Here is a 25,521-nt window from a genome sequence, read left to right as displayed (position 1 = left end):
TCCCCGGCCAGCCCCCCGTTCCGGGCCAGCCGCCCTTCCCAGGCCAGCCGCCCTTCTCAGGCCAACCTCCGCCTCCGGGCCAACCTCCGGCTCCGGGCCAGCCTCTGCCCCCGAGCCAGCCGCCCCCGGCGCACTAGCTCCGCACCACGGCCGGCCGTCCACCATCCACCGAAGCGCGACGCCCGGGTCCGTGAGGGCTGGGCTGCCGGGTGTCCGTCTCGGTCAGGGTGTGGCCCCGAGAGGCCTCAGGGTGGAGGTCCGCCGCGCGGTGGGGGCCACGGTGGCCAAGGTCGTTCCGAAGGGTGATGACCTGCGCGAGACGAGCGCATACGGTGAGGGCATGGGTAAGACGATTCTGACCATTCTCGGTGTAGTGCTCGCGGTGTGGCTGGTGATGACCATCATCGGGGCGATCCTGTCGATGCTGAAGTTCTTCTTCTTCATCGGCTTCGTCGCCGTCCTGGTGGTACTTGCGGTCACCGCAGTGTCCAAGTTGTCAAAAAGTAACTAGTAAGTGAGCCCTGCCCCTTGCCGGGGCATCGCCGATGACCGCATGATGCCGGAACAACCGGCGGTCATCGGCGAAGGGGCCTATCGTGCCAGGACTTACTGAGCTGCTACGCGAGCGCGCGAGTTCGCATCCCGAGCGCATCGCGTACATCGCGGGCGACTCTGAGATCAGCTATGGCGAGTTCGACCGGCGCGTCGACCAGGTCGCGTCGGCGCTGACGGCCGTCGGCGTCGGGCACGGCGACCGCGTCGCGATACTCGACAAGAACTCCCTGGAGTATGCCGAGCAGCTGTTCGGCGCGGCGCGCATCGGCGCGGTCCAGGTCCCGGTCAACTACCGGCTGGCGCCCGACGAGGTCGCCTACATCGTCAACAACGCGCAGGCGAAGGTCTTCGTCGTCGGCCCCGAGTTCGTCCCCGTCTTGGACGCGATCGCCGAGAGGCTTGAGCACACCACTCACATGGTGGTGATCGGTGGCTCCGACCGGTACGAGGACTACGCCGCCTGGATCGACGGGGCGTCCGCCACCCGGCCGGAGTACGAGCCCGACACGTCGGACGTGTTCGTCCAGCTGTACTCGTCGGGCACCACCGGCAGGCCCAAGGGCGTCATGCTGACGCACGACAACTTCTTCGCCGCCCTGACCGTCACCAACGACCTGTGGGACATCGGCGAGTCGTCCGTCCTGATGGTCGCGATGCCGATGTACCACGTGGCGGGCAACGTCCTCACCGTCTCCTCGGTCTACAACGGCCTGACCGGCGTGATCGCCCGCGAGCCCGACCCGACCCTGATCGCGAAGGGCATCGAGAGGCACCGGGTCACGCACATCTTCCTCGTCCCGGTCCTGCTGCAGTTCATGCAGCTGATCCCGGAGGTCGGCGAGGCCGACATGTCCAGCCTCGAACTGCTGCTGTACGGCGCGTCCCCGATCAGCGAGGACGTGCTGCGCGGCGCCATGCGGATGCTTCCGAACACCGAGTTCATGCAGGTGTACGGGCTCACGGAGGTCACCGGCGCGATCACCATGCTGCCCGCCGAGGACCACGACCCGGACGGGCCGAACACGCACCGGCTGCGCAGCGCCGGCCTGCCCAACGCCAACACCAAGATCAAGATCGTCGACCCGGCGACGCAGGACGAGGTCCCCGTCGGCCAGGTCGGGGAGATCGTCTGCCAGACCCCGCAGAACATGAAGGGCTACTGGGGCCAGCCCGACGCGACCGAAGCCGCCCTGTCCGCCGACAACTGGTTCCGCACCGGCGACGTCGGGTACCTCGACGAGGACGGCTACGTCTACATGCACGACCGGGTCAAGGACATGATCATCTCCGGTGGGGAGAACATCTACCCGGCCGAGATCGAGAACACCCTGATGAGCCACCCGGACGTCACCGACTGCGCGGTCATCGGCGTCCCGTCCGAGAAGTGGGGCGAAACCCCCAAGGCCCTCGTCGTGCTGTCCTCGGACATCTCCGAGCAGGACATCATCGACTACTGCCGCGAGCGCCTGGCGCACTTCAAGTGCCCCAGCTCCGTCGAACGCCGCGACGAGATCCCCCGCAACCCCACCGGCAAGATCCTCAAGCGCGAACTCCGCGACCCCTACTGGGAGGGCTCGGAACGAGCCGTGAACTAGCCGACCCGAAGGGGCGTCCCCGGCCACGGGGACGCCCCTTCGGGCGACCGGGTCGGCGGCCTAGACGAAGCGGACCACACCTGACAGGGGGCGGTGGTCGGAGGCTTCGGTGCGGGTGGTGGGGACGCTGCAGGAGACACCGGCCGACTTGCTGACGAACAGGTAGTCGGTCTTCTCGACCGCCGTGCCCTGCCAGTTCTGGCGGGTCTTGGCGCCGGTGCGGGACGAGCCCGACTGGTCGCATTCGGCGTAGGCGTCGTAGAGCGGGTCGAGGGCCCGGCTGTCGGGGGTGGCGGCGAGGTCGCCGCCGACCAGGACGCGGCCGGTGCCCGCGAGGGTGACGAGCGCGCGCGCCTGCTTGCGGCGCGCTTCGTCGTCCTCGGACGAGCTGAACTGCGTGACGCAGAGGCGGGTCGTCCACGACGAGACCTCGCCGCAAAGGGCGACGTGCGCCTGGCCGGGCGGCGACGGCAGCTTGGCCTCGCCGGTCCCTTCGAGCGGGGCGTCGGTGCCGATGGCCAGGCCGAGACGGCCGTGGCCCTGGGCGCAGGACGGGCCCTTGGGAAGCGGCGTGAACGCCCAGCTCCACTTGACCAGGGCCTTCTTGAAGTCGCGGACGTGGCCCTCGCAGACCTCTTGGAGCAGGACGGCGTTCGTGGCGACCTCGCGTCCGCCGACCTCGGTGGAGTTCATCCGCTGGACGATCTGCTCGCCGAGATCGGAGGGGGCCGTGCCGAGCGGGCAGCCGGGCCCGGCGTCGCCGCAGACGTTCCAGCTCATCGCGTTGATCGTCACGGCCTCGGGGGGCGGTGTCGCGGCTCCGTCGGCGTGGGCAGGGCGTCCGTCGCCCGGTAGGTCCTCGATGCCGGCGCCGGTCGCGGCCGCGGCGACGACCGCGGCCGCCGCGCAGACCGAGAGAAGGGGGATCAGGGCGCGGGGGGATCGCACACGTTCTCCAGGGGGACAGTCAGCGGGGTGTTGGCGGAATCCCACCACATCAAGATCGCTTCCGCCAGTCATTCGCGACCAGTCGGTCATTCACGATTCGACCGACCGTACGTGATGATCCCGGTGCCCCCAGGTTGGAGGGCCCGGCGAATGGTTTCGCCGGGCCCTCGTCCCGCTAAGCGAGCACCTCGGTGACCGTGCCGGCGCCGACCGTCCGGCCGCCCTCACGGATGGCGAAGCCGAGGCCCTCGGTCATCGCGACCGGCTTGCCCAGCTCGACCGCCATCTCGACCGAGTCGCCCGGCAGCGCCATGCCGCCCTCGCCGCCGAGGTCGATGTCGCCGACCACGTCCGTCGTGCGGAAGTGGAACTGCGGCCGGTACCCGTGGAAGAACGGCCTGCTCCGTCCGCCCTCGCCCGCGGTCAGGACCCGGACCCGCGCCCGGAAACGCAGGTGCGGCTGGATCGCGCCCGGTGCGCTGATCACCTGGCCGCGCCGGACCTGGTCGCGCTTGACACCGCGCAGCAGCATCGCTGTGTTGTCACCCGCCTCCGCACGGTCCATCGACTGGCCGAACGTCTCCAGCCCGGTCGCGACCGTGCGGAACGACTCGCCGAGCCCGACGACCTCGACGGCGTCGCCGACACGGACCGTCCCCTGCGCCATGACGCCGGTCACGACGGTGCCGCGCCCGGTGATCGTGAGCACGTTCTCGACCGGCATGAGGAACGGCTTGTCGAGCACCCGCTGCGGCACCGGCACGTACGCGTCGATCGCGTCGAGCAGGTCGCCGATGCGGGCCGTCCAGTACGGGTCGCCCTCCAGCGCACGCAGGCCCGACACCCGGACGACCGGGATCTCCTCGCCGGGGAACCCGTACTCCGACAGCAGCTCCCGCACCTCCAGCTCGACGAGGTCGAGCAGTTCGGTGTCCTCGACCATGTCGGCCTTGTTGAGGGCCACCACGATGTGCCGGACCCCGACCTGGCGGGCCAGGACGATGTGCTCGCGGGTCTGCGGCATCGCCCCGTCCTGCGCGGACACGACGAGCACCGCCCCGTCCACCTGCGCCGCACCCGTGATCATGTTCTTCACGTAGTCGGCGTGGCCGGGCATGTCGACGTGGGCGTAGTGCCTGGTCGCGGTCGTGTACTCGACGTGGGCGATGTTGATGGTGATGCCGCGGTCGCGCTCCTCGGGCGCGCGGTCGATGCGCTCGAACGGCACGGCGGACGACATCCCGCGCCCGGCGAGCACCTTGGTGATCGCCGCGGTCAGGGTCGTCTTGCCGTGGTCGACGTGCCCCATCGTCCCGATGTTGAGGTGGGGCTTGTCGCGCTCGTACAGCTGCTTGGCCATCGTCTCGTCCTCACTGGTGGATCCGGTGAGAACCCATGCGCGCGCAGGCGCATTCCCTGGACCACCCCCCTCCGCTGGTTCTCCGGAAGGCGGGACGGAGAGGGGTCAGCTTCGCGCGCCGCCGTCGGCGGCCGCGTTCGCTGCCGCTGCCGAGAAGGCAGCCGGCACCGCGCTCAGCAGGCCGAGGCCTGCGAGCGTCCGGGTGCCGGCTGCGAGGAACATGGTTCGAAGGCTACGAGCCGCGTTTCACCATGTCGACCGGTTTTTCACGTGGGGGAACGAGCAGGAGCAGCAGCCCGGTGGCCGCGCCCGCGAACTGGAACCCGGCGATCGCCAGGACCAGGCCCACCGGGCCGATCGCGGCGGCGGACGCGGCGGCCAGCGCGGCGCCGACCGCGGACGCGCCGATCTTCAGGCTGCCGGCCGTCGTGTTGACCTGGCCGAGCCGCTCCGGCGGCGACTCGCGCTGCCGGAGCATCAGGGTCGCGGCGAACACCGGCCCCTCGCTGATGCCCGCGGCGACGAACGCCACCGTCGCCCACGCCAGCGAAGGGGCCACGGCGACCGCGGCGAGCGACGTCCCGAACGCGACGAGCCCGGCGATCATGACCGGTTCCCCGTGTTTCGGGGTCAGCCACCGGCTGGACGCGAGGGAGCCGATCAGCGAGCCGGCCGCGAGCGCCACGAGCATCTGGCCGCCCGCGCTGGGCTCGGCGCCGATGTGCTCGGCGAGCAGCACCGCCGTCACCGCGACACCGCCGAACCCCATCCAGGCCAGCGTCGTCGCCGCGGTCAGCGCCCGCAGCACCCGCCCCTCGACGAGCACGACCAGCCCGCCCGCGATGACGGAGAACCACCCCGCCCCCGCGACCGGGTCGGCGGCCGCGACCGGGTCGGTGGACGGGGCCGGGCCGGTGGACGGGGCCGGGCCGGTGGACGGGGCCGGGCCGGGGAAGGGGAGGAGGGGCAGGGTCACAAGGCCCAGGACGCCTACGGCGATGATCGCGAGTCCCGCGTACTGGCCGCCCGCCACGGAGGCGAAGCCGGCGGCGAGGCCGGGGCCCGCGATTCCGGCGAGGTTGTAGCTGGACGCCTCCAGGCCGTACGCGCGGGAGAGCCGCCCGGCGGGGACGAACCGGGGCAGCAGGCTGGTCAGCGCCACGACGACCGGTTCGGTGCAGCCGATCACGGCGGCGACGCACAGCGCGAGGATCAGCGGCGATCGTCCCGCCGTGGCCAGCAGGAGGACGGTCGCGACGGTGTACCCGGCGGCCAGGCCGACGGCGATGCGGCGGGGACGTCCCGCCCGGTCCAGCGCCAGCCCGATCACCGGGCCGCTCAGTATGTACGGGAGCGTCATCGCGGTCTGCAGGAACCCGGCGGTCGCGGCGTCGCCGGTGCGCGCATGGACGGTCAGGACCAGCGCGGTCGCGACGCCCTCGGCGGACACCCGCAGCAGCGTCGCCGAGGTGAGGTGGAGCGGCAGCGCCGCCGTCCTGCCGGGCACGCCCGCATCCTGGCACAGGTGCGGTCCGGTCGATCCCGCGGGCCAGCACCGTGCCTAGACTTCGAAGTGTGACGGACAGGGCGCATGAGCACAGGGTCACCAGTGAGGTCGGGCGGCTGCGGACCGTCCTGCTGCACCGTCCCGGCGCGGAACTGAAGCGGCTCACGCCGCGCAACAGCGACAAGCTGCTGTTCGACGCGATCCCCTGGGTGGGCCGGGCGCAGGAGGAGCACGACGCGTTCGCCGAGGCGCTGCGCTCGCACGGCGTCGAGGTCCTGTACGTCACGGAACTTCTGCAGGACGCGCTGGAGTACGGCGAGGCGCGGGAGCAGGCGATCGCGGACGCCGTCGCCGACCTGCGTCTCGGCGACCAGCTCCGCCGTGTCGTCGAGGGCCACCTGCGTGATCTCGCGCCGGAGAACCTCGCGCACACGCTGATCGCCGGGCTGGCGCACGAGGAGCTGAAGGCCGGGCACGGTCTCGTCTACCGGCTGATGGACCGGCTCGACTTCATCATCGATCCGCTGCCCGGCCTGCTGTTCACCCGCGACAACAGCACGTGGATCGGCGATCGGGTGGCGGTGACGAGCCTGGCCATGGAGGCCCGGCGGCGCGAGGCCGCGCTGACCGGCCTCGTCTACGCGCACCATCCCCGTTTCGACGGGGTGGAGCCGGTGTACTCGCCGTCCCTGGAGCACCTCGAGGGCGGGGACGTCCTGCTCCTGCGTCCGGGCGTGATCGCGGTCGGCACGGGCGAGCGGACGACCCCGGCGGGCGTCGAGCGGCTGGCCCGCCAGGTGATCGGGGCGGGGCTGGCGCACACCGTCCTGGCCGTCCCGATCGCGCAGGAGCGGGCGACGATGCATCTCGACACCGTGTGCACGATGGTCGACGTCGACACGGTCGTCATGTATCCGCCGGTCGCGCACTCGCTGACCGCGTACACGGTCACGCTCGACGGCGGCGGCCTGCGGGTCTCCGAGCCGCGCCCGTTCCTGCGCGCGGCCGCGGAGGCGATGGGCGTCGACCGGCTCACGGTGATCGACACCGGCCTCGATCCGGTGACCGCGGAGCGGGAGCAGTGGGACGACGGCAACAACACCCTCGCGGTGTCGCCGCGCCTCTGCGTCGCCTACGAACGCAACATCGAGACGAACGCGCAGCTGGAGGCGGCCGGTATCGAGGTCATCCGGATCAGCGGCAGCGAGCTGGGCACCGGCCGGGGAGGCCCCCGCTGCATGTCCTGCCCCATCCTCCGCGACGACATCTGACCAGGGGCCGTCGAACTCCGGGGGTTGGACTTGGGTGGCGAGGCGTCGCGGGAGCGCTCGTGAAGGCGTGGGTCAGGCCGGGTAGGCGCGGCTCGTGGCCGTCCGGCTCCGGTCGTTGAGGTCTTCGTCCTGGTCGTCAATGAGGTCCGGGAAGTCGGACAGGTCCGGGACGACGGCCTGGGCCGCCGCCGGCGAGCACCGTCCGTTGTCGCCGGACGACCTCGGGGCCCGCAGGACGGCCCATACGGTGGTGGAGCCGTCCTCGTGGCGGACTCCCCAGCCGTCGGACAGGGCCTCGACGATGCCGAGCCCGCGTCCGCCGAGCGAGGACAGGGTGCCGGGGCCGCGGCGGGGCTCGGTCATGGCGCCGCCGTCGCTGACCTCGACTTCGAGGTCGTCCCCGCGGCGCAGCCAGCAGACCCTGACCTGGCCGGACGGCAGCGGCCGCGCGTGCCGGAGGGCGTTGCTGATGAGTTCGCTGACGATGACGGTGGCGTCGTCCACGATCGTCTCGTAGACGCCCGAGTCGACCAGCTCCGAGCTGAGGCGCTTACGGGCGACCGCGACGCTGGACGGTGCGTGTGGCAGCAGTACGACGCTCGACGCCCTCACCTCCCCGTCGTTCCGGTTACTCGGACGGTTTCCGGCATCCCGCTTCCGGTATGACCGAAATGCCCTGATGGCCATGGCCGGAAACCCGAACGAATCAGTCTGCCACCTGCACAACGAGTCACTGGCCACCCGGTCACGGTGATCACCCCGGATCGGACTCCCCTCTCCAACGGCAACCATCAGAGGATCTATCCAGCCAACGGCGGACTTACTCCTCACGCGCGCGTTTCGTCCGTCACACCCCGGCGACACCGAACTTTCCCGCAGAGGCCAACCCTGCCACCCATCGAGACCACTGATTACGCTGGTCACACGGATGTAACCACGTCACCGGAGACGGAGTGTCCGAACGGTAAGCACCGGGTGCCGGGCCGGGACCGGCGGGGTGGTCAGTCGGCGGCGCGGAGGGCCAGCCGCATGCTGGTACCGTCTCCCGGACGCGCACCACCTGCGGGTCCGCGCCCCTCGGCGGCGGGCAGGAGGCCGTTCGGACGCCGGACGGGCGGCGTCACCGGGGCGTCCGATCCCTTTTCTCCCAATCGGTACGGTTCTGTGTGAGATACCTCACGATTGCCAACACCGCCCGGTTGTGCGGAGATCGTTCCGCCCTGGGCCTCCGTCAGGCGTTTGACGATGTACAGCCCGAGCCCGATGCCGCCGAAACGCCGCCGGTCCCCGGCCTCCCCCTGGACGAACCGCTCGAAGATCCGCTCATGGTCGCCGGCCGGGATGCCGATCCCCTCGTCCGTGACCGTCACCACCAGGTCGGACTTCTCCCGGACGGCCCGGACGCTGACCGTCCCGCCGTCCGGTGAGTACTTGAACGCGTTCTCCAGCAGCTGCCCGAGGATGATGTCGGTCGCCATCGCGTCCCCCTGGCAGGGCGGCAGGTCCGGCTCGATCTCCAGCTCGACCCGGTGCAGCGGCGACAGCGACCGGAAACCGGCGACGACGCCCTCCAGCACCCGCACCAGATCGAACGACTCGATCGTCACGGTCAGCTCGTCGGCGCCCGCCCGCGACCCCAGCAGCAGGTGCTCGACGAGCCGGGCGAGCGACTGGGCGCGCTCGGCGATCGTGGCGACGGCGGTGCGGCGGTCGGTGTCGGCCATCTCGTCCCACCGGTTGACCAGCGTGGACGCGAACCCCTGCACGACCGTGATCGGGGTGCGCAGCTCGTGGCTGGTCGTGGCGAGGAACAGGTCCTTGGCCTCCTCCAGCGCCTTGGCCTCGGACACGTCCCGGAAGTCCACGACCAGCTCGCCGGTCTCCTCGATCTCGGCGGCGAGGACGTTCAGCCACGTCCCCGACTCCAGCCGGAACGTCAGCATCTCCCCGAGCGCGGGCATGTCGAACGGCAGCGGCCGCGCGATCGCGTCCTCGGGCGGGATGCCGGTGAGCGAGTGCGCGGCGGGGTTCCACTGCCGGACGACGAGGTCGTGGTCGAGCACGGCGATGCCGTCGGCGCTGGAGTCGATGACGGCGCGCTCGTGCGCCCGCTGCCGGACGACCTCCGCGTAGGCGACGGCGTTCCCGACCGCGACGCCCGCGTGCCCGGCGAGCAGTTCCAGCAGTTCGAGCTCGGTGTGCCCGACCTTGTGCCCGGAGAACAGGGCGTAGAGCGCGCCATAGGGCCGGTTCTGCAGGTACGACAGGCCGAGCGCGATCGTGTGCAGGCCGGACAGCTCCGACCAGATCAGATCGCCGAGGCGCTGCTCGCCGGTCGCGAGCTTGACGGTCTTGCCGGACCGCAGCAGCTCCCCGACCAGGCTCGGCCGCAGCTCGGCGGTCGTCCCGCGCATGTGCTCCGGCAGCCCGGACATGCTGACGAGCCGCAGCCGCTCGCCCTCGATCCGCACGAAACCGCCCGCGTCGGCGCCGGTCAGCTCGATCAGCGCCCCGGTGATCCGGTCGAGGACGGTCGCGAGGTCCAGCTCGGTGTTCAGGTCGGCGACGATGTCGTTCAGCCGCCGGACGAGCCGGGCCCGCTCGGTCATGTGGTGCTGGACGATCTCGTCCTCGTCGACCGGGTGGTACACCCCGACCCAGCCGAGCAGCGTCCCGGACGGGTCCTTCAGCAGGCTCGTGTCGATCCGCACGTCGATGAGGCGGCCGTCCCGGTGGAACCGGCGGGTCGCGAACGAGATCTGGCCGCTCTCGCTCTCGCCCGGCCGCCGCGTGAGCAGCCGCTCCTGGACGGCGTTGTGCTCGGCCTTCAGCTCGTCCGGGACGATCGGCGGGACCCGGCCGACCATCTCCCGGGCCGTCCAGCCGAACATGCGCTCGGCGGCCGGGTTCCACACGGTGACCCGGTGCCGCTGGTCGACGGCCACGATCGCATCGGCGGCGCTCTCGAGGACGGCGCGCGCGATCGGATCGTGGACGTGGTGCTGCACGCCTGTCATCGTGCCACCGGACCCCGGCGCGACGCCGGGTAACTTACACCGAAACTTCCCACGTCATCCTTACCTTTTGGTAAGACTACCGCCTGGTAACCCGTCCGATGAGGAGGGCCGCGGCGGCGGCGACGAGGAACGACAGCAGCGAGGCGCTCATCCAGCTCTGCGGAGCGAAACGCAGGACGTCCTGCACGTCCCGCCAGAAGTCCGCCCACCCGGAGACGATGCCGGGATTGACGAGCTGGTAGACGACGAACCCGACCGCCCAGGCGGCGATCATCCCCCAGCGGGACGGCGCCGTCCGCGAGACGTCCCACCCGTCCAGCCGCTCGGCGCCCGCCTCCGCCCCCGCACCGGCCCGGGCCCGGCGGCCGAGGAAGAAGTCGGCGGCCAGCACGCCGAGCATCGGCACGAACACCGACCCGATCAGCGACAGGAAGCCCGCGTAGTCACCGATGTCCAGGACCAGCGCGAGGACGGTGATCGTGACACCGAGCACGACGCTCAGCACCCGGCGGTCGGCGCGCGGTGCGAGGTTCTGGATGGACACGGCGGTGGAGTAGGTGTCGGCGAACGACTGGTCCGCCTCCCGCAGCACGAACACCGCGAAGAAGACGACGCCGAGCGTGGCGCCCAGGAACGGGTCGAAGACGTCGTCGGTGTTGCCCGCGACCAGGGCCAGCGCCAGCAGGCCGAGGGTGTAGGCGACGATCTGCGTGACCGAGTATCCGACGGCCGCGGCCCCGAACGCCGCGCGCTCCGTCCGCGAGTGCCGGGTGTAGTCGGCGGCGACCGGCACCCACGAGATCGACACGGCCAGCGCCGCGTCGGCCCCGATCCAGAAGCCGCCCCACGAACCCTGCGTGAGGTCGGGGATCGGCTCGCGGAGGAGCTGGACGTAGAAGTACACCAGCGCGATCGCCACGGCGACCGTCACGTACCGGCGCAGCAGGCGCACCGACCCCAGCGGCCAGATGGTCAGCACGGTCGTGAGGACCCCGGCGGCGACGACGTACCCCCAGCGGGGTATCCCGTCCCAGAGCACGGTCGCCGCGTCCGCGATGACGATCAGCTCGAACGTCCCCCAGCCGACGAGCTGCGCGATGTTCAGCACGGTCGGCGCGTACGACAGCCGCGCGCCGAACAGCCCGCGCAGCAGCACCATCGCCGGCTGCCCGGTCCGGGCGCCGGGGACCGCGGCGAGCCCGAGCATCAGCCCGCCCAGGATCGTTCCAACGGCCATCGCGGCGATGCCCGCCATGATCGACAGTGTCGGGTCGCCGTCGGCGTCCGGCGCGAGGACCGTGTACGCGCCGGAGAAGGCCAGCAGGCTCACCCCGAGGTTCGCCCAGAAGGCGCCCTGATCCCAGAACCCGAGAACCTTGGGCGCGGGCTCGTCAAGGGTGTAGGGAACCTCGTTGGACGCCACGGAACACACTCCCTACGCCGGCATTACCCGGACAGGTTCATGCGGTCGGCGACGCCTGGAAGGCCGCCCTCTCAGCCCGGCTGTGGCCCGAGCTCCCGCGGACATCGGCCGGCACCGTACCGGTCCGGCCGGGCCCGATCGTACAGCCGCCCGACAACCCCCAACAGGGTCTAGATCACCTCAAAGCGGAGCGGTCACGCGACGTACGGGGGGCCGTCACCGCGGGCCTCCATCGGACGTCCCGCCTCGGACCAGCCCTTCATCCCGCCGTCGACGTTCTTGGCCAGCCAGCCGGCCTGGTTGAGCGCCACGGTCACCTGCGCGGACCGGGCCCCCGATCGGCAGATCACGAAGACCTCCTGGTCACGCGGGACCTCCCCGGCACGGTCGCCGAGCTGCCCCATGGGGATGTGGACCGCCGCCGGGGCGTGCCCCGCGTCCCATTCGTCCTGTTCCCGCACGTCCAGCAGGTAGGCGTCCTGCGGAACGTCAGCGGCTCCCACGGCCGGCACGTCGTCCCCGTAATTCATCACACCCCCATGGAACCGCGCGAAGCCCCCCTGCGTCGAATCACCCATGCGGTATCGGACGCTCCTTTTCATGGCGCCCGGGCTGGCCGTGCTCCTCTCTTCGGCCGCCTGTGGCGACGAACAGGCCAACGGAAACCCCGCCGACAAGCCTCCGGGCGCGACGTCCGTCCAGCCCTCCGGCACCCCGGCGGACACACTCACCGTCAACGTCAAGGCCTCCGCGGAGGCCCCCGCCAAGTCGTGGACGCTGACCTGCGAAAAGCCAGGCGGCGACCACCCCAAGGCCGCCCAAGCCTGTGCGGCCCTGGCCAAGTCCAAGGACCCGTTCAAACCCGTCCCCCAGGGACAGATGTGCACCAAGATCTACGGCGGCCCCGCGGTCGCCACGGTCAAGGGCACCTGGCAGGGCGAGCAGGTCGACACCAAGTTCACCCGGAAGGACGGCTGCCAGCTCCACCGCTGGACCCAGGTGGCCCCCCTCTTCGGCAACGTCCCCAAGGTCCGCTGAACGAGCCCTCCCCGTTCCGGCTACGTTCCCAACCCACCACCACGTCAGGCCCCGGCACCCCGCCGGGGCCTGACGCTCGTGGGGCTACTTGCTCGTGGGGCTACTTGAGGAGGCGGGACATTCGGCGGTCGGCCAGGGGTTTGCCGCCTGTCTGGCAGGTGGGGCAGTACTGGAGGGACGAATCGGCGAAGGAGACCTCGCGGATGGTGTCGCCGCAGACGGGGCATTTCTGGCCGGTGCGGGCGTGTACGCGCAGGCCGGTCTTCTTCTCGCCCTTGAGGTCCTGGGCTTCGAGGCCGCGTGAGCGTTCCACCGCGTCGCGGAGGGTGGCGACGATCGCTTCGTGCAGGGTCGCGATGTCGTCCTCGGTGAGGGTCGCGGCGATCTTGAAGGGGGACATCTTCGCGACGTGCAGCACCTCGTCGGAGTAGGCGTTGCCGATTCCGGCGATCACCTTCTGGTCGCGCAGCAGGCCCTTGATCTGGGTGCGTTTGCCGCCCACGATCGCGGCGAGCGCCTCGGGGGTGAACGCGTCGTCCAAGGGGTCGGGGCCGAGGGACGCGACGCCCGGCACGTCGGACGGGTCGCGGACGACGTAGACGGCCAGGCCCTTCTTGGTGCCGGCTTCCGTCAGGTCGAAGCCGGAACCGTCGTCCAGGTGGACGCGCATGGCTAGGGGGTTCTTGCCGCCGGGCCGGGCGGGCTTGGCCGGGATCTCGTCCCGCCACCGCAGCCAGCCGGCGCGGGCCAGGTGGATCACCAGGTGCAGCCCGTCGACGTCCAGGTCGAGGAACTTGCCGTGCCGGGTCGCGCCAGTGACGGTCAGCCCGCCCAGGGAGGTCACCGGCGGGTCGTAGGTCTTCAGCGCGGAGATGGCGAGAACATCGATCCGGGCGATGGCGTGGCCGACCGCGCGCTCCCGCAGGAAGCCCGCCAGCGCCTCCACCTCAGGTAGCTCAGGCATGGAACCAAGTATCCGCGATGAGGCCGGGAAGTTCGTCCACAGGGCTGTGGAAGCCTGTGGAAAAGATTGTGCATAACCGAGGGGTTCGGCTGGACGTGCGGCCTCCCCAGGGGCAATACCTCAAGGAATCCGGACCAACCGCTGGGTGGGGCCTCTTGTACGGCGGTCACACAGGGTGTGGATAACTTCCCTGTAACGACCCCCGGGTAATCGCCCCGAGGGTCTCGCGCGGGCGGCTCACGTGCCCGGTTCGGGCACTGTGACCGGGATCTCGAAATAACCCCTAGGGGGTAGGGGTTGCCCGAAGCGAGCCGTTATGTCAGCATGAAGCCACGAGATACCCCCTAGGGGTAACCGAGAACGGAGAGAGCCAGATGAGCACCGCCACCTACACCGTCACCGGAATGACCTGCGGCCACTGCGTCAGCTCGGTCACGGAGGAGGTCGAGCAGATCGCCGGCGTGACCGGCGTCGACGTCGACCTCCCGACCGGCCGGGTCACCGTGACGAGCGACTCGCCCCTGGACGACGCCCAGGTCAAGGACGCCGTCGAAGAAGCCGGATACGAACTTAAGCCATAACCGGAGCGCACCTCGGCGGGCGCTCCTGAGCAGCGAGCGGAGTGGATCGGAATGAACAGCGCGACCAAGGTCGGAGCTTATGTCGTGGGGCTGGCCGTCGTCTTCGGCGGCGCCGCGGGAGTCGGCAAGATCGCCGGACCCGCCGACGCCTCGGCCGAGAAGGCCTCCCACGAGGGCGGAGGCCACGGCGGAGAGACCGGCGGGCACGGCGGCACGGCGGCGAAACCGCCCGGCGGGCTGCAGGTCTCCGAGGGCGGCTACACGCTCGTCCCGCGCAGGACGACGCTGACGCCCGGCAAGCGGACCGACTTCCGGTTCACCATCAACGGGCCGGACGGCAAGCCGGTCACCGGCTTCCAGCCCCTGCACGGCAAGCGTCTCCACCTGATCGTCGCGCGCCGCGACCTGTCGGGTTTCCAGCACCTGCACCCGACCGAGGCGGGCGGCGGCGTCTGGACGGTGCCGATCACGCTGCCGAAGGCGGGCGTGTACCGGTTCTTCACCGACATCCAGCCGGACGGCGTGAAGGAGCAGCTGACGCTCGGGACCGACATCACCGCCCCGGGCGACCTGCGGCCGACGCCGCTGCCCGAGCCCGAGCAGGTCGCGAAGGTGGACGGATACGAGGTCAAGCTCTCCGGCGGCCTCGCCCCCGGCAAGTCCAGCGAACTCACCCTTTCGGTGAGCAAGGACGGCAAGCCGGTCACCGACCTGCAGCCGTACCTGGAGGCGTACGGCCACCTGGTGGTCCTGCGCCAGGGCGACCTCGCCTACCTCCACGTCCACCCGGAAGGGGAGCCCGGAGACGGCAAGACGGAACCCGGCCCGGGTATCTCCTTCTTCGCCGAAGCGCCCAGTACCGGCGCATACCGTCTGTACCTGGACTTCAAGCACGGCGGCAAGGTCCGCACGGCCGAGTTCACCGTGCACGCCGGAGACGCCGGGGTACCCGTCCAGGAGCCGGAGGGCGAGCCCGGCCACGACGACCAGCCCCACACGCACTGATTCCGCGATCGATACAGAGGAGTGACGATGAGCACGGACACCGCCTCCGAGCGTGTCGAACTGGCGATCGGCGGGATGACCTGCGCCTCGTGCGCCAACCGCGTCGAGCGGAAGCTCAACAAGCTGGACGGCGTGACCGCGACGGTCAACTACGCCACCGAGAAGGCCAGCGTCGAGTTCTCCCCGGGGGTATCGCCGGACGAGCTGATCGCCACCGTCGCGAAGGCCGGCTACACCGCCGAGCTGCCGGCCGCGCCGAAGCCGGACGCAGAGCCCGAACCGGACGACGGGCTGCGCCCCTTGCGGCAGCGGCTGATCACCGCGGTCGTCCTGTCGGTCCCGGTCATCGCGATGGCGATGATCCCGGCACTGCAGTTCGAGGCGTGGCAGTGGCTGTCGCTGACGCTGGCCGCCCCCGTCGTCGTGTACGCGGGATGGCCGTTCCACAAGGCCGCGGCGATCAACCTGCGGCACGGCGCGGCGACCATGGACACGCTGATCTCGCTCGGCACGCTCGCCGCGTTGGGCTGGTCGCTGTGGGCGCTGTTCTTCGGCACCGCCGGCGAGCTGGGGATCAAGCACGGCTTCGAGTTCTCGATGACCCGCTCGGACGGGTCGATGAACATCTACCTCGAGGCCGCGGCCGGCGTGACCATGTTCATCCTCGCCGGACGGTACTTCGAGACGCGCTCCAAGCGCCGCGCCGGCTCCGCCCTCCGCGCCCTGCTGGAGATGGGCGCCAAGGACGTCTCGGTCATCCGGGACGGACGCGAGGAGCGCATCCCGGTCGACCGGCTCGCCGTGGGGGACGTGTTCGTCGTCCGTCCCGGCGAGAAGATCGCCACCGACGGGACGGTCGAGGAGGGCTCGTCCGCCGTGGACGCGTCCATGCTGACGGGCGAGTCGGTCCCGGTGGAGGTCGTGCCGGGCGACAGCGTCGCCGGCGCGACCGTGAACGCGGGCGGACGGCTGCTGGTCCGGGCGACCCGCGTCGGCTCCGGCACCCAGCTCGCGCAGATGGCCCGGCTCGTCGAGGAAGCGCAGACCGGCAAGGCGCAGGCGCAGCGGCTCGCGGACCGGATCTCCGGGATCTTCGTCCCGGTGGTGATCGCGCTCGCCCTGGGCACGCTCGGCTTCTGGATCGGCTCGGGCGCCGGTCTCACCGCCGCCTTCACCGCGGCGGTGGCCGTGCTGATCATCGCCTGCCCGTGCGCGCTCGGCCTCGCCACCCCGACCGCCCTCATGGTCGGAACGGGACGCGGCGCCCAGCTGGGCATCCTGATCAAGGGCCCCGAGGTGCTGGAGTCCACGCGCACGATCGACACGGTCGTCCTGGACAAGACCGGCACCGTCACCACGGGACGCATGGCGCTGGTCGACGTCATCACCGCCGACGGCGTGTCCGAGGACGACGTCCTGCGGCTGGCGGGGGCGCTGGAGAACGCGTCCGAGCACCCCATCGCGCAGGCCATCGCCAAGGGGGCGACGGAACGGATCGGCGATCTGGGCACGGTCGAGGGCTTCGCCAACATCGAGGGCCTGGGCGTCCAGGGAGTCGTGGACGGCCATGGCGTCCTGGCGGGCCGTCCCCAGCTCCTCGCCGAGTGGTCGCAGCACCTCACGCCCGGCCTCGAAGCGGCCATGGAGAAGGCCCAGGCGCTCGGCCGCACCGCCGTCGCGGTCGGCTGGGACGGCGAGGCCCGCGCCGTGCTCACCGTCGCGGACCAGATCAAGCCGACCTCGCGGGAGGCGATCGGGCAGCTCAAGGCGCTCGGGCTGCGTCCCGTCCTGCTGACCGGCGACAACGAGACCGTGGCCCGCACGGTCGCGGACGAGGTCGGTATCGAGGAGGTCATCGCCGAGGTCCTGCCGCAGGACAAGGTGGACGTCATCAAGCGCCTCCAGTCCGATGGGAACCACGTCGCGATGGTCGGCGACGGGGTCAACGACGCCGCCGCACTCGCGCAGGCCGATCTGGGGCTCGCGATGGGGACGGGCACGGACGTGGCGATCGAGGCGTCCGACCTGACCCTCGTCCGCGGGGACCTGCGGGCGGCGGCCGACGCGATCCGGCTGTCCCGCCGCACGCTCGGGACGATCAAGGGCAACCTGTTCTGGGCGTTCGCCTACAACGTGGCGGCCATCCCGCTGGCGGCGGCGGGCCTGCTCGTCCCGATGATCGCGGGCGCCGCGATGGCGTTCTCCTCGGTCTTCGTGGTCAGCAACAGCCTCCGCCTGCGCGGGTTCAAGCCCCTGAACACCGGCGGCGGCGAGGAGGTCCCACCGGCCACCGAGCCCATCCGGGAAGAGGTCTCCGCAACCCGCTGAACCGTGATCCCGAGCGCGCGGCCCACTCGGTGGGCCGCGCGCTCGTCTCCAGCGGCCCCGCCGATCGCTGCGATTGGACACCCGGACGTACCAGCCGGAATGATGTCGAGCCGAACCGGCCGGGCCGACGAGCCTCGACCACGCTCTCTGCGCTGATGCCGTCTTCTCTGGAACCCTGTGGGAGATGATCGATGCGGGTGCTGCTGGTCTCGGACAACTATCTGCCGAACCGGGACGGTGTGGCCACCTCGGTCGTTTCCCTGGCCACAGGTCTGCGCGAGCTGGGCCATGACGTCGCCGTCGTCGCCCCTCGCGCAGCGCCTTCGACGCCCACCGCGCAGTACCCCACCTACCTGGTGCCTTCGTTTCCGACGGGGCAGGGCGGCTACAGGTGCGCCGCGCCGTCACCGAAGGTGCTGGGACGGATAATCCAGGCCCACCGTCCTGACGTCGTCCATATCCACACGCTGGGCGCATTGGGGCTGCTGGCGGCGGCGGCCTGCCGGCGGACCGGCCTGAAGTGCGTGCTCACGTGGCATACGGACCTGCTGGCGTACCGGAAGCCCTATCCGCTCCTCAACCTGGCCATCCCGGCCATCTATGCGGGGAGTCTGCTGCCGGGCAAGGGGGCGGAGGTCGCCAGAACCCTGGGACGGACGGCGGTCGCGGCGGCGCTGCTGGGCGACGTCTCGTCGGAGTACCGGGAAATGCTGTCCGAAGTGCTGTCGCTGTTCGATCGCGTCATCGTGCCGTCCGACAAGTCGAGCTCAGCGGTTCTGGAGATGGCGCCCGACCAGATCCCGTACGTCATACCGACTGCGGCGGTGCGGCACGGACCGCTCGGCTCATCGGCCAAGCGCGAACTGCGGGTGGCGCAAGAGCGCATCCACCAGGGAGATTCGGTCATCGCCTGCGTGGGCCGGCTGTCCGGCGAGAAGAACACCCATACGCTTCTGCTCGCGTTGTCGCGCTACGTGTTGCCGGCCGTCCCGGACGCCAGGTTGAACCTGATCGGGGACGGCGCCCAGCGGAAGACGTACCAACGCCTGGCCGACCGGCTCGGCATCTCTCATGCCGTGGCGTTCGCGGGTTCGGTGAGTCCCGAACTCGTCGGTCATCTACTCTCCTCGAGCGCGTTGCTCGCCCACCCTTCCTTGACCGAGACGCAGGGGATGGTCATCACCGAGGCCGCGCTGTCCGGCGTTCCCGCAGTCGTTCTGGACGCTGGACTCGCGGGAGTCGTCCAGCACGGTGACACCGGATACATCACGTCCTCGACCCCCTGCTTCGCTGACGCCTTGGTACGCCTGCTGGAACGACTGGACCTCAGGCATCGCCTGGGAGACAACGCCCGCCGCCTGGCCGCCGAATACACGCCGGCGCGTTACGCATCACGGGTAGCCGACGTCTACCACGAAGCGATTCACTCCGGCTCCCCTTTGACCTCGGCCCTGCTCCGCGACAGGACAGCCCAGTAGGCGACCCGGCCGGCCTGCTTCAGGGCCGCCCGTTTCAGCGTGTTTCTTGCGAGGAACCCCGGGCGTTCACGCCCGGGAGGAATCGTATCCCGCTCCTGGCGGCGTGCAGCGCCGCCTCACTCCGGACGCTTCTGGTTCTCGATGTACTCGGCGATGACCGACAAGGGTGCACCACCACACGATGCGGCGAAGTATGACGGGGACCAGAAGTGGGCGCCCCACAGGTACTTGCGGATATGGCCGGGGTATTCCTGCCGGAGCCTGCGGGCTGACACGCCCTTGAGGGAGCCGACCAGCCGGGAGATCGCGACCTTCGGCGGGTAGTGGACCAGGAGATGGACGTGGTCGCGTTCGCCGTTGAACTCCACCAGCTCGGTTTCGAAATCCGCGCAGACCGCGCGCATGATCTCTTCGCAGCGGTGGAGGATTTCGTCGGTGAACGGTCCGCGCCGGTACTTGGGGGTGAAGACCAAGTGGGCGTGGAGGGTGTATACGACGGTACGGCCCCTGCGGATGTCGGGGTTCGGTTCCCAGCGTGGTGACATAGATCAACGCTACGGTTCTGCCTGTGAAACTCGTTGTGCGGGTGAAATTGCTCCCGGACGCCCGGCAGGCGGTGGCTCTGGCAGCGACCCTGCGCGTGGTCAACGAGCATGCGAACCGGGTGTCGCAGGTGGCGTTCGAGCACGGGCTGCGGCGTGAGTACCAACTCCGTAAACACACCTACGCCGGGTTGAAGGCGTCCGGCCTGGGAGCGCAGGCGGCGCAGCACACGATCAAGAAGGTGTGCGACGCGTACACGACCCTGCGCGCGAACCTGAACGCCGGCAACTACGGCGAACCCGGCTCGAAACGTTGGCGCAAGGCCGAGTCCAAGCCCGTGGTGTTTCGTCCTGACGCCGCCCAGCCGTTCGATGACCGGTGCCTGTCCTGGCAGTACGACGCGGGCACCGTGTCGATCTGGACAGTCGCTGGACGAATGCGCGACATCGCGTTCACCGGCTCGGCCGAGCAGGTCAAGACGCTGCGGGAGTACCGCAAGGGCGAATCGGACCTGATCGAGCGAGAGGGCGTCTTCTACCTGTACGCGGTGTGCGAGGTTCCCCAGGCCGAGCAGTACGAGCCCGCCGGGTTCATCGGCGTGGACCTGGGCATCGCCAACATCGCGACCACCTCGTCGGGGTACCGGGCGGCTGGTCGCGGCCTGAACCGGCACCGGAAGCGTCAGCAGGACCTGCGCGCCAAGCTGCAGGCCAAGGGCACCAAGTCCGCCAGACGACGGTTGAAGGCACGGCGGCGCAAGGAACAGCGGCACGCCGCGAACATCAACCACATCATCTCCAAGAAGGTCGTGACCGAGGCTGAACGCACCTCGTCCGGTATCGCCCTGGAAGATCTGGGCGGTATCCGGGAGAGGGGACGGCTCCGCAAGCCCCAACGGGTCACGCTTCACTCCTGGGCCTTCCACCAGCTCGGCTCCTTCGTCGAATACAAGGCCCGCCGGGCCGGCGTCCCGCTGGTGTACGTCGACCCGGCCTACACTTCCCAGACCTGCGCCGACTGCCATCACGTGGACAGGGCCAACCGGGTCGATCAAGCCACCTTCATCTGCCGGGGCTGCGGCGTCGTTGCGCACGCGGACCGGAACGCCTCCCGCAACATCGCCGCCCGCGGCGAGACCGCGTGGGCAGCGGGGCGTGAGTCACGCGTCCCGGCCACCGGATAGGTGGCCTGGACGGAGGAGGCACCGCCACAGCCAGTGGCGCAACCTACCTCCAAGCCCGGTCCTTCAGGACCGGGTCAAGTTGACAGGGCCGGTTCCTTGCGGAGGGTCGCGACCAGGGGGGCCAGGGCGGCGTCCGTGGCGGCGTCGTCCAGGGTCTCGGCGAGGGTTTCGGTGTAGGTCGGGGCGGCCTTCGCCTGGACGGCCCGCCCCTCCTCGGTGATCACTGTGTAGACGCCTCGGCGGTCCTTGGGGCACATGGCGCGGCGGGTGAGGCCTGCGGTCTCCAGCCGCGCGACGAGGCGGCTGACCGAGCTCTGGTTGAGGCCGATGAGGTCGGCGAGCTCCTGCATCCGCAGTTCGCCGTCGTCGGCGCGGGACAGCCGGCACAGGGCCCGGTACTCCGACAGGCCGATGCCGTGCCGCCGCTGGATCGCCTTGGCGAGCTGCTGCTCGACACGTCCGTGCAGGGTGACGACGCGGTCCCAGATCTGCCCGTCCGCCGTGACGGCGCACTCCATGGTGCTGTTCGCGTCGCCGCTCATCTCGTGTCCCTTCGTCCGTTGACACCAGGCTACATGCAGTGCCAACATCTGCATGTACATGCAATCCATGTATATGCATGGAAATCTGTCGGAAGGGTGACGATGACAAGTCCGCTGCTGCGTCCGTACGACGGCCCGCACCTGAAACTGCCCAACCGGATCGCCATGGCACCGATGACGCGGGGCCGCGCCGACGACGTGACCGGCGTCCCCCACCCGCTGACCGCCGAGTACTACGCGCAGCGTGCGGCCGCCGGGTTGATCGTCACCGAGGGGATCTGGCCGAACATCCTCGGCAAGGGCGGCCCCGGCATCCCCGGGCTCGTCACGGACGCGCAGGTGGACGGCTGGCGCGCGGTCACCGACGCCGTCCATGCGGCAGGCGGGACGATCTTCGCCCAGCTCTGGCATGTGGGACGCATGACGCACCCGCTCAACCTGCCGGGCGGCGCGACGCCCGCCGCCCCCTCAGCCGTCCGGATCGCCGAGGAGCCGATCTACACGAATCAGGGCAACGTCGACCACGTCACGCCACGCGCCATGACGACCTCCGAGGCGGAGGCGACGGTCGCCGACTTCGCCGCCGAGGCCCGCAACGCCATCCGGGCCGGGTTCGACGGGGTGGAGGTGCACGGCGCGAACGGCTACCTCATCCAGCAGTTCCTCGCCGAGAACACCAACCGGCGCACCGACCGGTTCGGCGGCTCCCGCGCCGGGCGGCTGCGGTTCGCGCTCGACGTGGTGGAGGCCGTGGCCGCCGAGGTCGGGCCCGAGAGGGTCGGGCTTCGCATCTCCCCGGACAACCCGGAGAACGAGATCGCCGAGGAGGACCCGCAGGGCACCTACCGCGCACTGGTCGACGCCGTGGACCCGCTGGGTCTGGCCTACCTGCACGTCATCGAGCGCGGCGCGTACGCAGCGCTGGCCGACCTGCGTGCGCGCTGGTCGGGCACCCTGATCGGCAACTTCAACGGCCCGGAGCCCACGTCCCAGCGCGCCGGCGAACAGGTCCTCGCCGCGGATCTGGCCGACCTCTTCTCCTTCGGCCGCCTGTTCATCTCCAACCCGGACCTGCCGGCCCGCTTCGCAACGGGCGCGCCGCTCACCCCGCACGCCCCGGCCCTCGTCTACGGCGGCGACGCCGAGGGGTACGTCGACTACCCGGCCCTCACCGCGCGGCTCTAGGGATCAGGGGACGTCCCAGAAGGCGATCTCGTGCCGCATGCCCTCCAGGAACAGGCGTTCAGCGGTTTCCCGGTCGGCGCCGGACTCGTCGATCATCTGGGCGATGCGTCCGGTCAGCTCGGCGAAGCCGGGGTCGGCGTAGGTGTCGACCCAGCGGCGGTAGCGCGGCTCGGACGGCGGATTCTCGGCCAGGCGCTTGCCGAGCGTGGAGTAGCCCCACATGCAGGGGTAGAGGGCGGCGAGGCCGTCGGCGTAGTCGGCGGCGCTGTCCAGCAGGAACGACGTGTACGCGACGCAAGCCGGGCCCTTCCGCGCACCGTCCAGATCGGCGGCGAAGCTCGCGGACAACGATCTGTGCAGGTCGAGCTCGTCGTGGAACGTCTCATAGGCGAGGTCGACCAGGTCACCGAGATGGGCTGCGGGTGCCTGCCAGGCCAGCCGTGAGAACACGCGCACGTAGTCGTGCAGGTAGAGGTAGTCCTGTTCCAGCCAGGAGCGGAACACCGCCTCGTCCAGGTTCCCTTGGGCGATGCCCTGCACGGTGGGGTGCCTGAGCTGTTCGTCGACCAGCGGACGGCCGAGTTCCTCCAGATGCGCCGCGAGACTCATGTCCGCAAGTCTCGCACCGCCCCGAGCCGCAGGTCGCCCTGGGGCCGCAGGGACGAGCCTTCCCCACAGACGACCAGACCCCGCCGGGCCTTGCGGCCCGGCGGGGCCCTGGTCTTGCCGCCGGTGTGTGGGGTCGCCTCTCGGCGAAAGGCACAACACGGCTCCAGCCGAACGGTATTCCGTGAAGGCAAAAGGTGAGGCCCGGGGACACCAGGCACACCGGCTGTCATGTGTAACCGATGGTGCCCTGAGATTGTTCCCGCGCGGCAGGGTCGGTAAAAGTCCCCGTCCGCGCGACGGTTCGCCAGCCCAGGCGCGCCCCCAGGAGCGCGGTGGCCACGGACTGGACGACGACCAGGTACATCAGCTGCCGGTAGACGAACTGCTGAAGCGGCAGAGTCCACAGTGGACGGATGCGTTCGCCGTCCAGCCATAGGGCGTAGGCCCCGGCGGCGGCCTGCGCGGCGACGAAGACCGTCCAGGTGAGGACGGGCACGACCGGATCGAGGAAGACCAGGCCGAACAGCGCGAACAGGTCGATGGCCGGTGCGAGTAGCGGCAGCAGGACGTGGAACACCGTCAGGTAGGGCAGGCAGCGGCGTCCGAACCTGCCCGAGCCGCCGCGTTCGACGACGGAGCGGCGATGCTTCCAGATCGCCTGCATCGTGCCGTAGCACCAGCGGTAGCGCTGCCTCCACAGTTGCCGCGGCGACGACGGCGTCTCCGTCCATGCCAGGGCCTTCTCCTCGTAGACGACGCGGAGGCCGGCGCGGCAGATCGCCATGGTGAGGTCGGTGTCCTCGGCGAGGGTGTCTCCCGGGACGCCGCCGACCTGGGCGATGACCGTGCGGCGGAACGCGCCGACGGCGCCCGGCACGGTCGGCATGCATTCCAGGACGTCGAACATCCGCCGGTCGAGGTTGAAGCCGATCACGTACTCGATGTGCTGCCAGCGTCCGAGGAGGCCGCCGCGGTTCGCGACCTTGGTGTTGCCGCTGACCGCGCCCACCCGCGGGTCGGCGAGCGGCGCGACGAGGTGGCGGATGGTGTCGCGCTGGAACACGGTGTCGCCGTCGACGAGGACCAGGATCTCGGCGCGGGCCACGGCGATCCCCGTGTTCAGCGCGCCGGGTTTGCCGCCGTTCGCCTTGCGGATCAGCTGGACGGCGGGCAGCGCGATCGAGTCGACGATCGCGGCGGTGCGGTCGAGGGATCCGTCGTCCACCACGATGACCTCGACGGTGCCGGGATAGTCGGTGTCCAGCAGCGAGGCGATCGTCGCCGCGATCCCCGCCTCCTCGTTGTACGCGGGGACGATCACGGAGACGGGCGGGAAGGGGTCGGGCGGCATCTCCCCCTCCCCGGACGTGACCGGCAGGACGTCCCCACGGCTGCGCGTCTTCCCCCGGACCCTCCGCATGTGGACGTGGGCGAACACCAGCCCCATTACGAGCCTCAGCAGGTAGAGGCCCCCGGCCAGCACGAACAGCGCGCCCATCGTCCCGGTCAGCGCGGACGCGGTGCGCTGTGCGGCGACCAGCGTCCAGCCGACGGCCCTCTCGTGCGCGGGCACCCGGACCTCGGCGGGCGGCGTCTTCAGCGCGCCGGTCAGCGTGGTGAAGCGGTAGCCCTCCGGCTGGAGCCGCTCGATGATCCGCTCGACGGCCGCGACGGTGGCGGAGCGGTCGCCGCCCGAGTCGTGCAGCATGACCACGGCGCCCTCGCCGCGCTTCTCCGCCGCCAGCGCGGTCTGGACGATCTTCGCGGTGCCGGGGTGCGCCCAGTCCTCGGTGTCACGGTCGGCGAAGACCACGACATACCCGTCCTCGCCCGCCTGCCGGGCCGCGCGCCATTCCGGAGCGGTCAGGCCGTCCGGACGGGACGAGTACGGCATCCGCATCAGCCTCGTGTGGATCCCGGCGGCCCCGGCCAGCGCCCGCTGCGTGAGGTCCAGTTCCAGCTGCCGCCGCCACGCGGGCGCCGTCGCGAGGTCGGCGTGCGTGTACGTGTGGGAGCCGATCTCGTGGCCCTCGCGGAGGATGCGGCGGGTCAGCGCGGGGTTCTCGGCCACGTGCGCGCCGATCGTGAAGAACGTCGCGCGGGCGCCGTGGCGGCGCAGGAGGTCGAGGAGCCGCGGCGTCCATCTCGGATCGGGGCCGTCGTCGAAGGTCAGCGCGATCGTCTTCGGGGGGAGGCGCCGGCTTCGCACGGTGCCGTCCGCGAGGTTGAGGACCGGCCCGCCGGAGGTGATCCGGGGCGGGGCGGGGGCGGGATGCCTCGGCGCGTCCCGGGGCGCTTCACCGACGGCCGCTTTGGCGAAGCCGTCCAGCAGCAGGAGGACGGTCAGCGCGAGGCCGCCGAGCATCAGCAGGACCCAATGGCCCCTGGG

At 70.6% G+C, this 25,521-nt stretch carries 22 protein-coding genes and 1 riboswitch; of the genes, 10 read left to right on the top strand and 12 right to left on the bottom strand.

Annotated elements, in window-relative coordinates; genetic code table 11:
* Window positions 1-250 precede the first annotated feature (250 nt).
* Both E1285_RS27205 and E1285_RS27200 read left to right on the top strand, forming a co-directional pair.
* A complete protein-coding gene (locus E1285_RS27205) occupies window positions 251-511 on the top strand; it encodes a hypothetical protein (protein ID WP_132156963.1) in 261 nt (86 codons plus the stop codon).
* Between the two features lie 85 nt (window positions 512-596).
* Complete coding sequence (locus E1285_RS27200; protein WP_132156961.1) at window positions 597-2,150, top strand: long-chain-fatty-acid--CoA ligase; 1,554 nt, start codon at window positions 597-599, stop codon at window positions 2,148-2,150.
* A gap of 60 nt (window positions 2,151-2,210) precedes the next feature.
* Here the strand turns inward: E1285_RS27200 and E1285_RS27195 are convergent, their stop codons facing one another.
* From E1285_RS27195 to E1285_RS27185, 3 genes are all read right to left on the bottom strand, one after another.
* On the bottom strand, window positions 2,211-3,098 hold the full coding sequence (locus tag E1285_RS27195) for an endonuclease/exonuclease/phosphatase family protein (RefSeq protein ID WP_132156959.1): 888 nt from the start codon (window positions 3,096-3,098) through the stop codon (window positions 2,211-2,213).
* Between the two features lie 175 nt (window positions 3,099-3,273).
* Window positions 3,274-4,458: an elongation factor Tu gene (tuf, locus tag E1285_RS27190; protein ID WP_132156957.1), complete on the bottom strand. Its 1,185-nt coding sequence runs from the start codon at window positions 4,456-4,458 to the stop codon at window positions 3,274-3,276.
* A gap of 232 nt (window positions 4,459-4,690) precedes the next feature.
* Window positions 4,691-5,965, bottom strand: coding sequence for an MFS transporter (locus E1285_RS27185; protein WP_132156955.1), 1,275 nt, complete (start codon window positions 5,963-5,965; stop codon window positions 4,691-4,693).
* Window positions 5,966-6,033: 68 nt separating this feature from the next.
* Here E1285_RS27185 and E1285_RS27180 point away from each other — a divergent pair, with 68 nt between their 5' ends.
* Window positions 6,034-7,236, top strand: a complete 1,203-nt coding sequence (locus E1285_RS27180; protein WP_132156953.1) for an arginine deiminase — start codon at window positions 6,034-6,036, stop codon at window positions 7,234-7,236.
* A 72-nt stretch (window positions 7,237-7,308) separates the two neighbouring features.
* Here E1285_RS27180 and E1285_RS27175 read toward each other — a convergent pair whose 3' ends face one another.
* From E1285_RS27175 to E1285_RS27160, 4 genes are all read right to left on the bottom strand, one after another.
* Window positions 7,309-7,848 carry an ATP-binding protein gene (locus E1285_RS27175; protein ID WP_132156951.1) on the bottom strand — a complete coding sequence of 180 codons (540 nt, stop codon included), beginning with the start codon at window positions 7,846-7,848 and terminating at the stop codon, window positions 7,309-7,311.
* A 389-nt stretch (window positions 7,849-8,237) separates the two neighbouring features.
* Entirely contained in the window at window positions 8,238-10,253 is a 2,016-nt protein-coding gene (locus tag E1285_RS27170; RefSeq protein ID WP_132156949.1) for a PAS domain-containing protein, read from the bottom strand.
* A gap of 76 nt (window positions 10,254-10,329) precedes the next feature.
* The gene (locus E1285_RS27165; protein ID WP_132156947.1) at window positions 10,330-11,676 is read right to left on the bottom strand and encodes a cytosine permease; all 1,347 of its coding nucleotides are present in this window, start codon (window positions 11,674-11,676) and stop codon (window positions 10,330-10,332) included.
* Window positions 11,669-11,785: riboswitch (TPP riboswitch) on the bottom strand. (Overlaps the previous gene by 8 nt.)
* A gap of 85 nt (window positions 11,786-11,870) precedes the next feature.
* Entirely contained in the window at window positions 11,871-12,206 is a 336-nt protein-coding gene (locus E1285_RS27160; protein ID WP_132156944.1) for a rhodanese-like domain-containing protein, read from the bottom strand.
* Between the two features lie 70 nt (window positions 12,207-12,276).
* On the opposite strand from E1285_RS27160, the gene E1285_RS27155 reads away from it, so the two are divergent.
* Window positions 12,277-12,714 carry an SSI family serine proteinase inhibitor gene (locus tag E1285_RS27155; RefSeq protein WP_243723082.1) on the top strand — a complete coding sequence of 146 codons (438 nt, stop codon included), beginning with the start codon at window positions 12,277-12,279 and terminating at the stop codon, window positions 12,712-12,714.
* Window positions 12,715-12,814: 100 nt separating this feature from the next.
* Here E1285_RS27155 and E1285_RS27150 read toward each other — a convergent pair whose 3' ends face one another.
* A complete protein-coding gene (locus E1285_RS27150) occupies window positions 12,815-13,678 on the bottom strand; it encodes a DNA-formamidopyrimidine glycosylase family protein (protein WP_132156940.1) in 864 nt (287 codons plus the stop codon).
* Window positions 13,679-14,052: 374 nt separating this feature from the next.
* On the opposite strand from E1285_RS27150, the gene E1285_RS27145 reads away from it, so the two are divergent.
* The 4 genes from E1285_RS27145 (at window position 14,053) to E1285_RS27130 (ending at window position 19,070) form a co-directional block, all read left to right on the top strand.
* Window positions 14,053-14,259 (top strand): heavy-metal-associated domain-containing protein, encoded by a 207-nt coding sequence (locus E1285_RS27145; RefSeq protein ID WP_132156938.1) that lies wholly within the window; start codon window positions 14,053-14,055, stop codon window positions 14,257-14,259.
* Window positions 14,260-14,310: 51 nt separating this feature from the next.
* Window positions 14,311-15,264, top strand: a complete 954-nt coding sequence (locus tag E1285_RS27140) for a hypothetical protein (protein WP_132156936.1) — start codon at window positions 14,311-14,313, stop codon at window positions 15,262-15,264.
* Between the two features lie 27 nt (window positions 15,265-15,291).
* A complete protein-coding gene (locus tag E1285_RS27135; RefSeq protein WP_132156934.1) occupies window positions 15,292-17,592 on the top strand; it encodes a heavy metal translocating P-type ATPase in 2,301 nt (766 codons plus the stop codon).
* Between the two features lie 191 nt (window positions 17,593-17,783).
* Entirely contained in the window at window positions 17,784-19,070 is a 1,287-nt protein-coding gene (locus E1285_RS27130) for a glycosyltransferase (protein WP_132156932.1), read from the top strand.
* Between the two features lie 116 nt (window positions 19,071-19,186).
* On the opposite strand, the gene tnpA is transcribed toward E1285_RS27130, so the two are convergent.
* On the bottom strand, window positions 19,187-19,615 hold the full coding sequence (gene tnpA, locus E1285_RS27125; protein ID WP_132156930.1) for an IS200/IS605 family transposase: 429 nt from the start codon (window positions 19,613-19,615) through the stop codon (window positions 19,187-19,189).
* A gap of 23 nt (window positions 19,616-19,638) precedes the next feature.
* Here tnpA and E1285_RS27120 point away from each other — a divergent pair, with 23 nt between their 5' ends.
* Window positions 19,639-20,796 carry a transposase gene (locus E1285_RS27120; protein WP_243723081.1) on the top strand — a complete coding sequence of 386 codons (1,158 nt, stop codon included), beginning with the start codon at window positions 19,639-19,641 and terminating at the stop codon, window positions 20,794-20,796.
* Between the two features lie 74 nt (window positions 20,797-20,870).
* Here the strand turns inward: E1285_RS27120 and E1285_RS27115 are convergent, their stop codons facing one another.
* Complete coding sequence (locus E1285_RS27115) at window positions 20,871-21,338, bottom strand: MarR family transcriptional regulator (RefSeq protein ID WP_243723080.1); 468 nt, start codon at window positions 21,336-21,338, stop codon at window positions 20,871-20,873.
* Between the two features lie 102 nt (window positions 21,339-21,440).
* Here E1285_RS27115 and E1285_RS27110 point away from each other — a divergent pair, with 102 nt between their 5' ends.
* Window positions 21,441-22,523, top strand: coding sequence for an alkene reductase (locus E1285_RS27110; RefSeq protein WP_132156926.1), 1,083 nt, complete (start codon window positions 21,441-21,443; stop codon window positions 22,521-22,523).
* A gap of 3 nt (window positions 22,524-22,526) precedes the next feature.
* Here E1285_RS27110 and E1285_RS27105 read toward each other — a convergent pair whose 3' ends face one another.
* Together E1285_RS27105 and E1285_RS27100 are read right to left on the bottom strand one after the other, a co-directional pair.
* Window positions 22,527-23,132, bottom strand: coding sequence for a transcriptional regulator (locus tag E1285_RS27105; RefSeq protein ID WP_132156924.1), 606 nt, complete (start codon window positions 23,130-23,132; stop codon window positions 22,527-22,529).
* Window positions 23,133-23,358: 226 nt separating this feature from the next.
* The coding region (locus tag E1285_RS27100) for a bifunctional polysaccharide deacetylase/glycosyltransferase family 2 protein (RefSeq protein ID WP_207946846.1) at window positions 23,359-25,521 on the bottom strand (2,163 nt) is incomplete at its 5' end.

This window comes from Actinomadura sp. 7K507 (assembly GCF_004348425.1).
Lineage (GTDB): Bacteria > Actinomycetota > Actinomycetes > Streptosporangiales > Streptosporangiaceae > Spirillospora.
The sequence above is the reverse complement of the archived record's forward strand: the minus strand, read 5'-3'. Positions and strand labels throughout refer to the sequence as shown.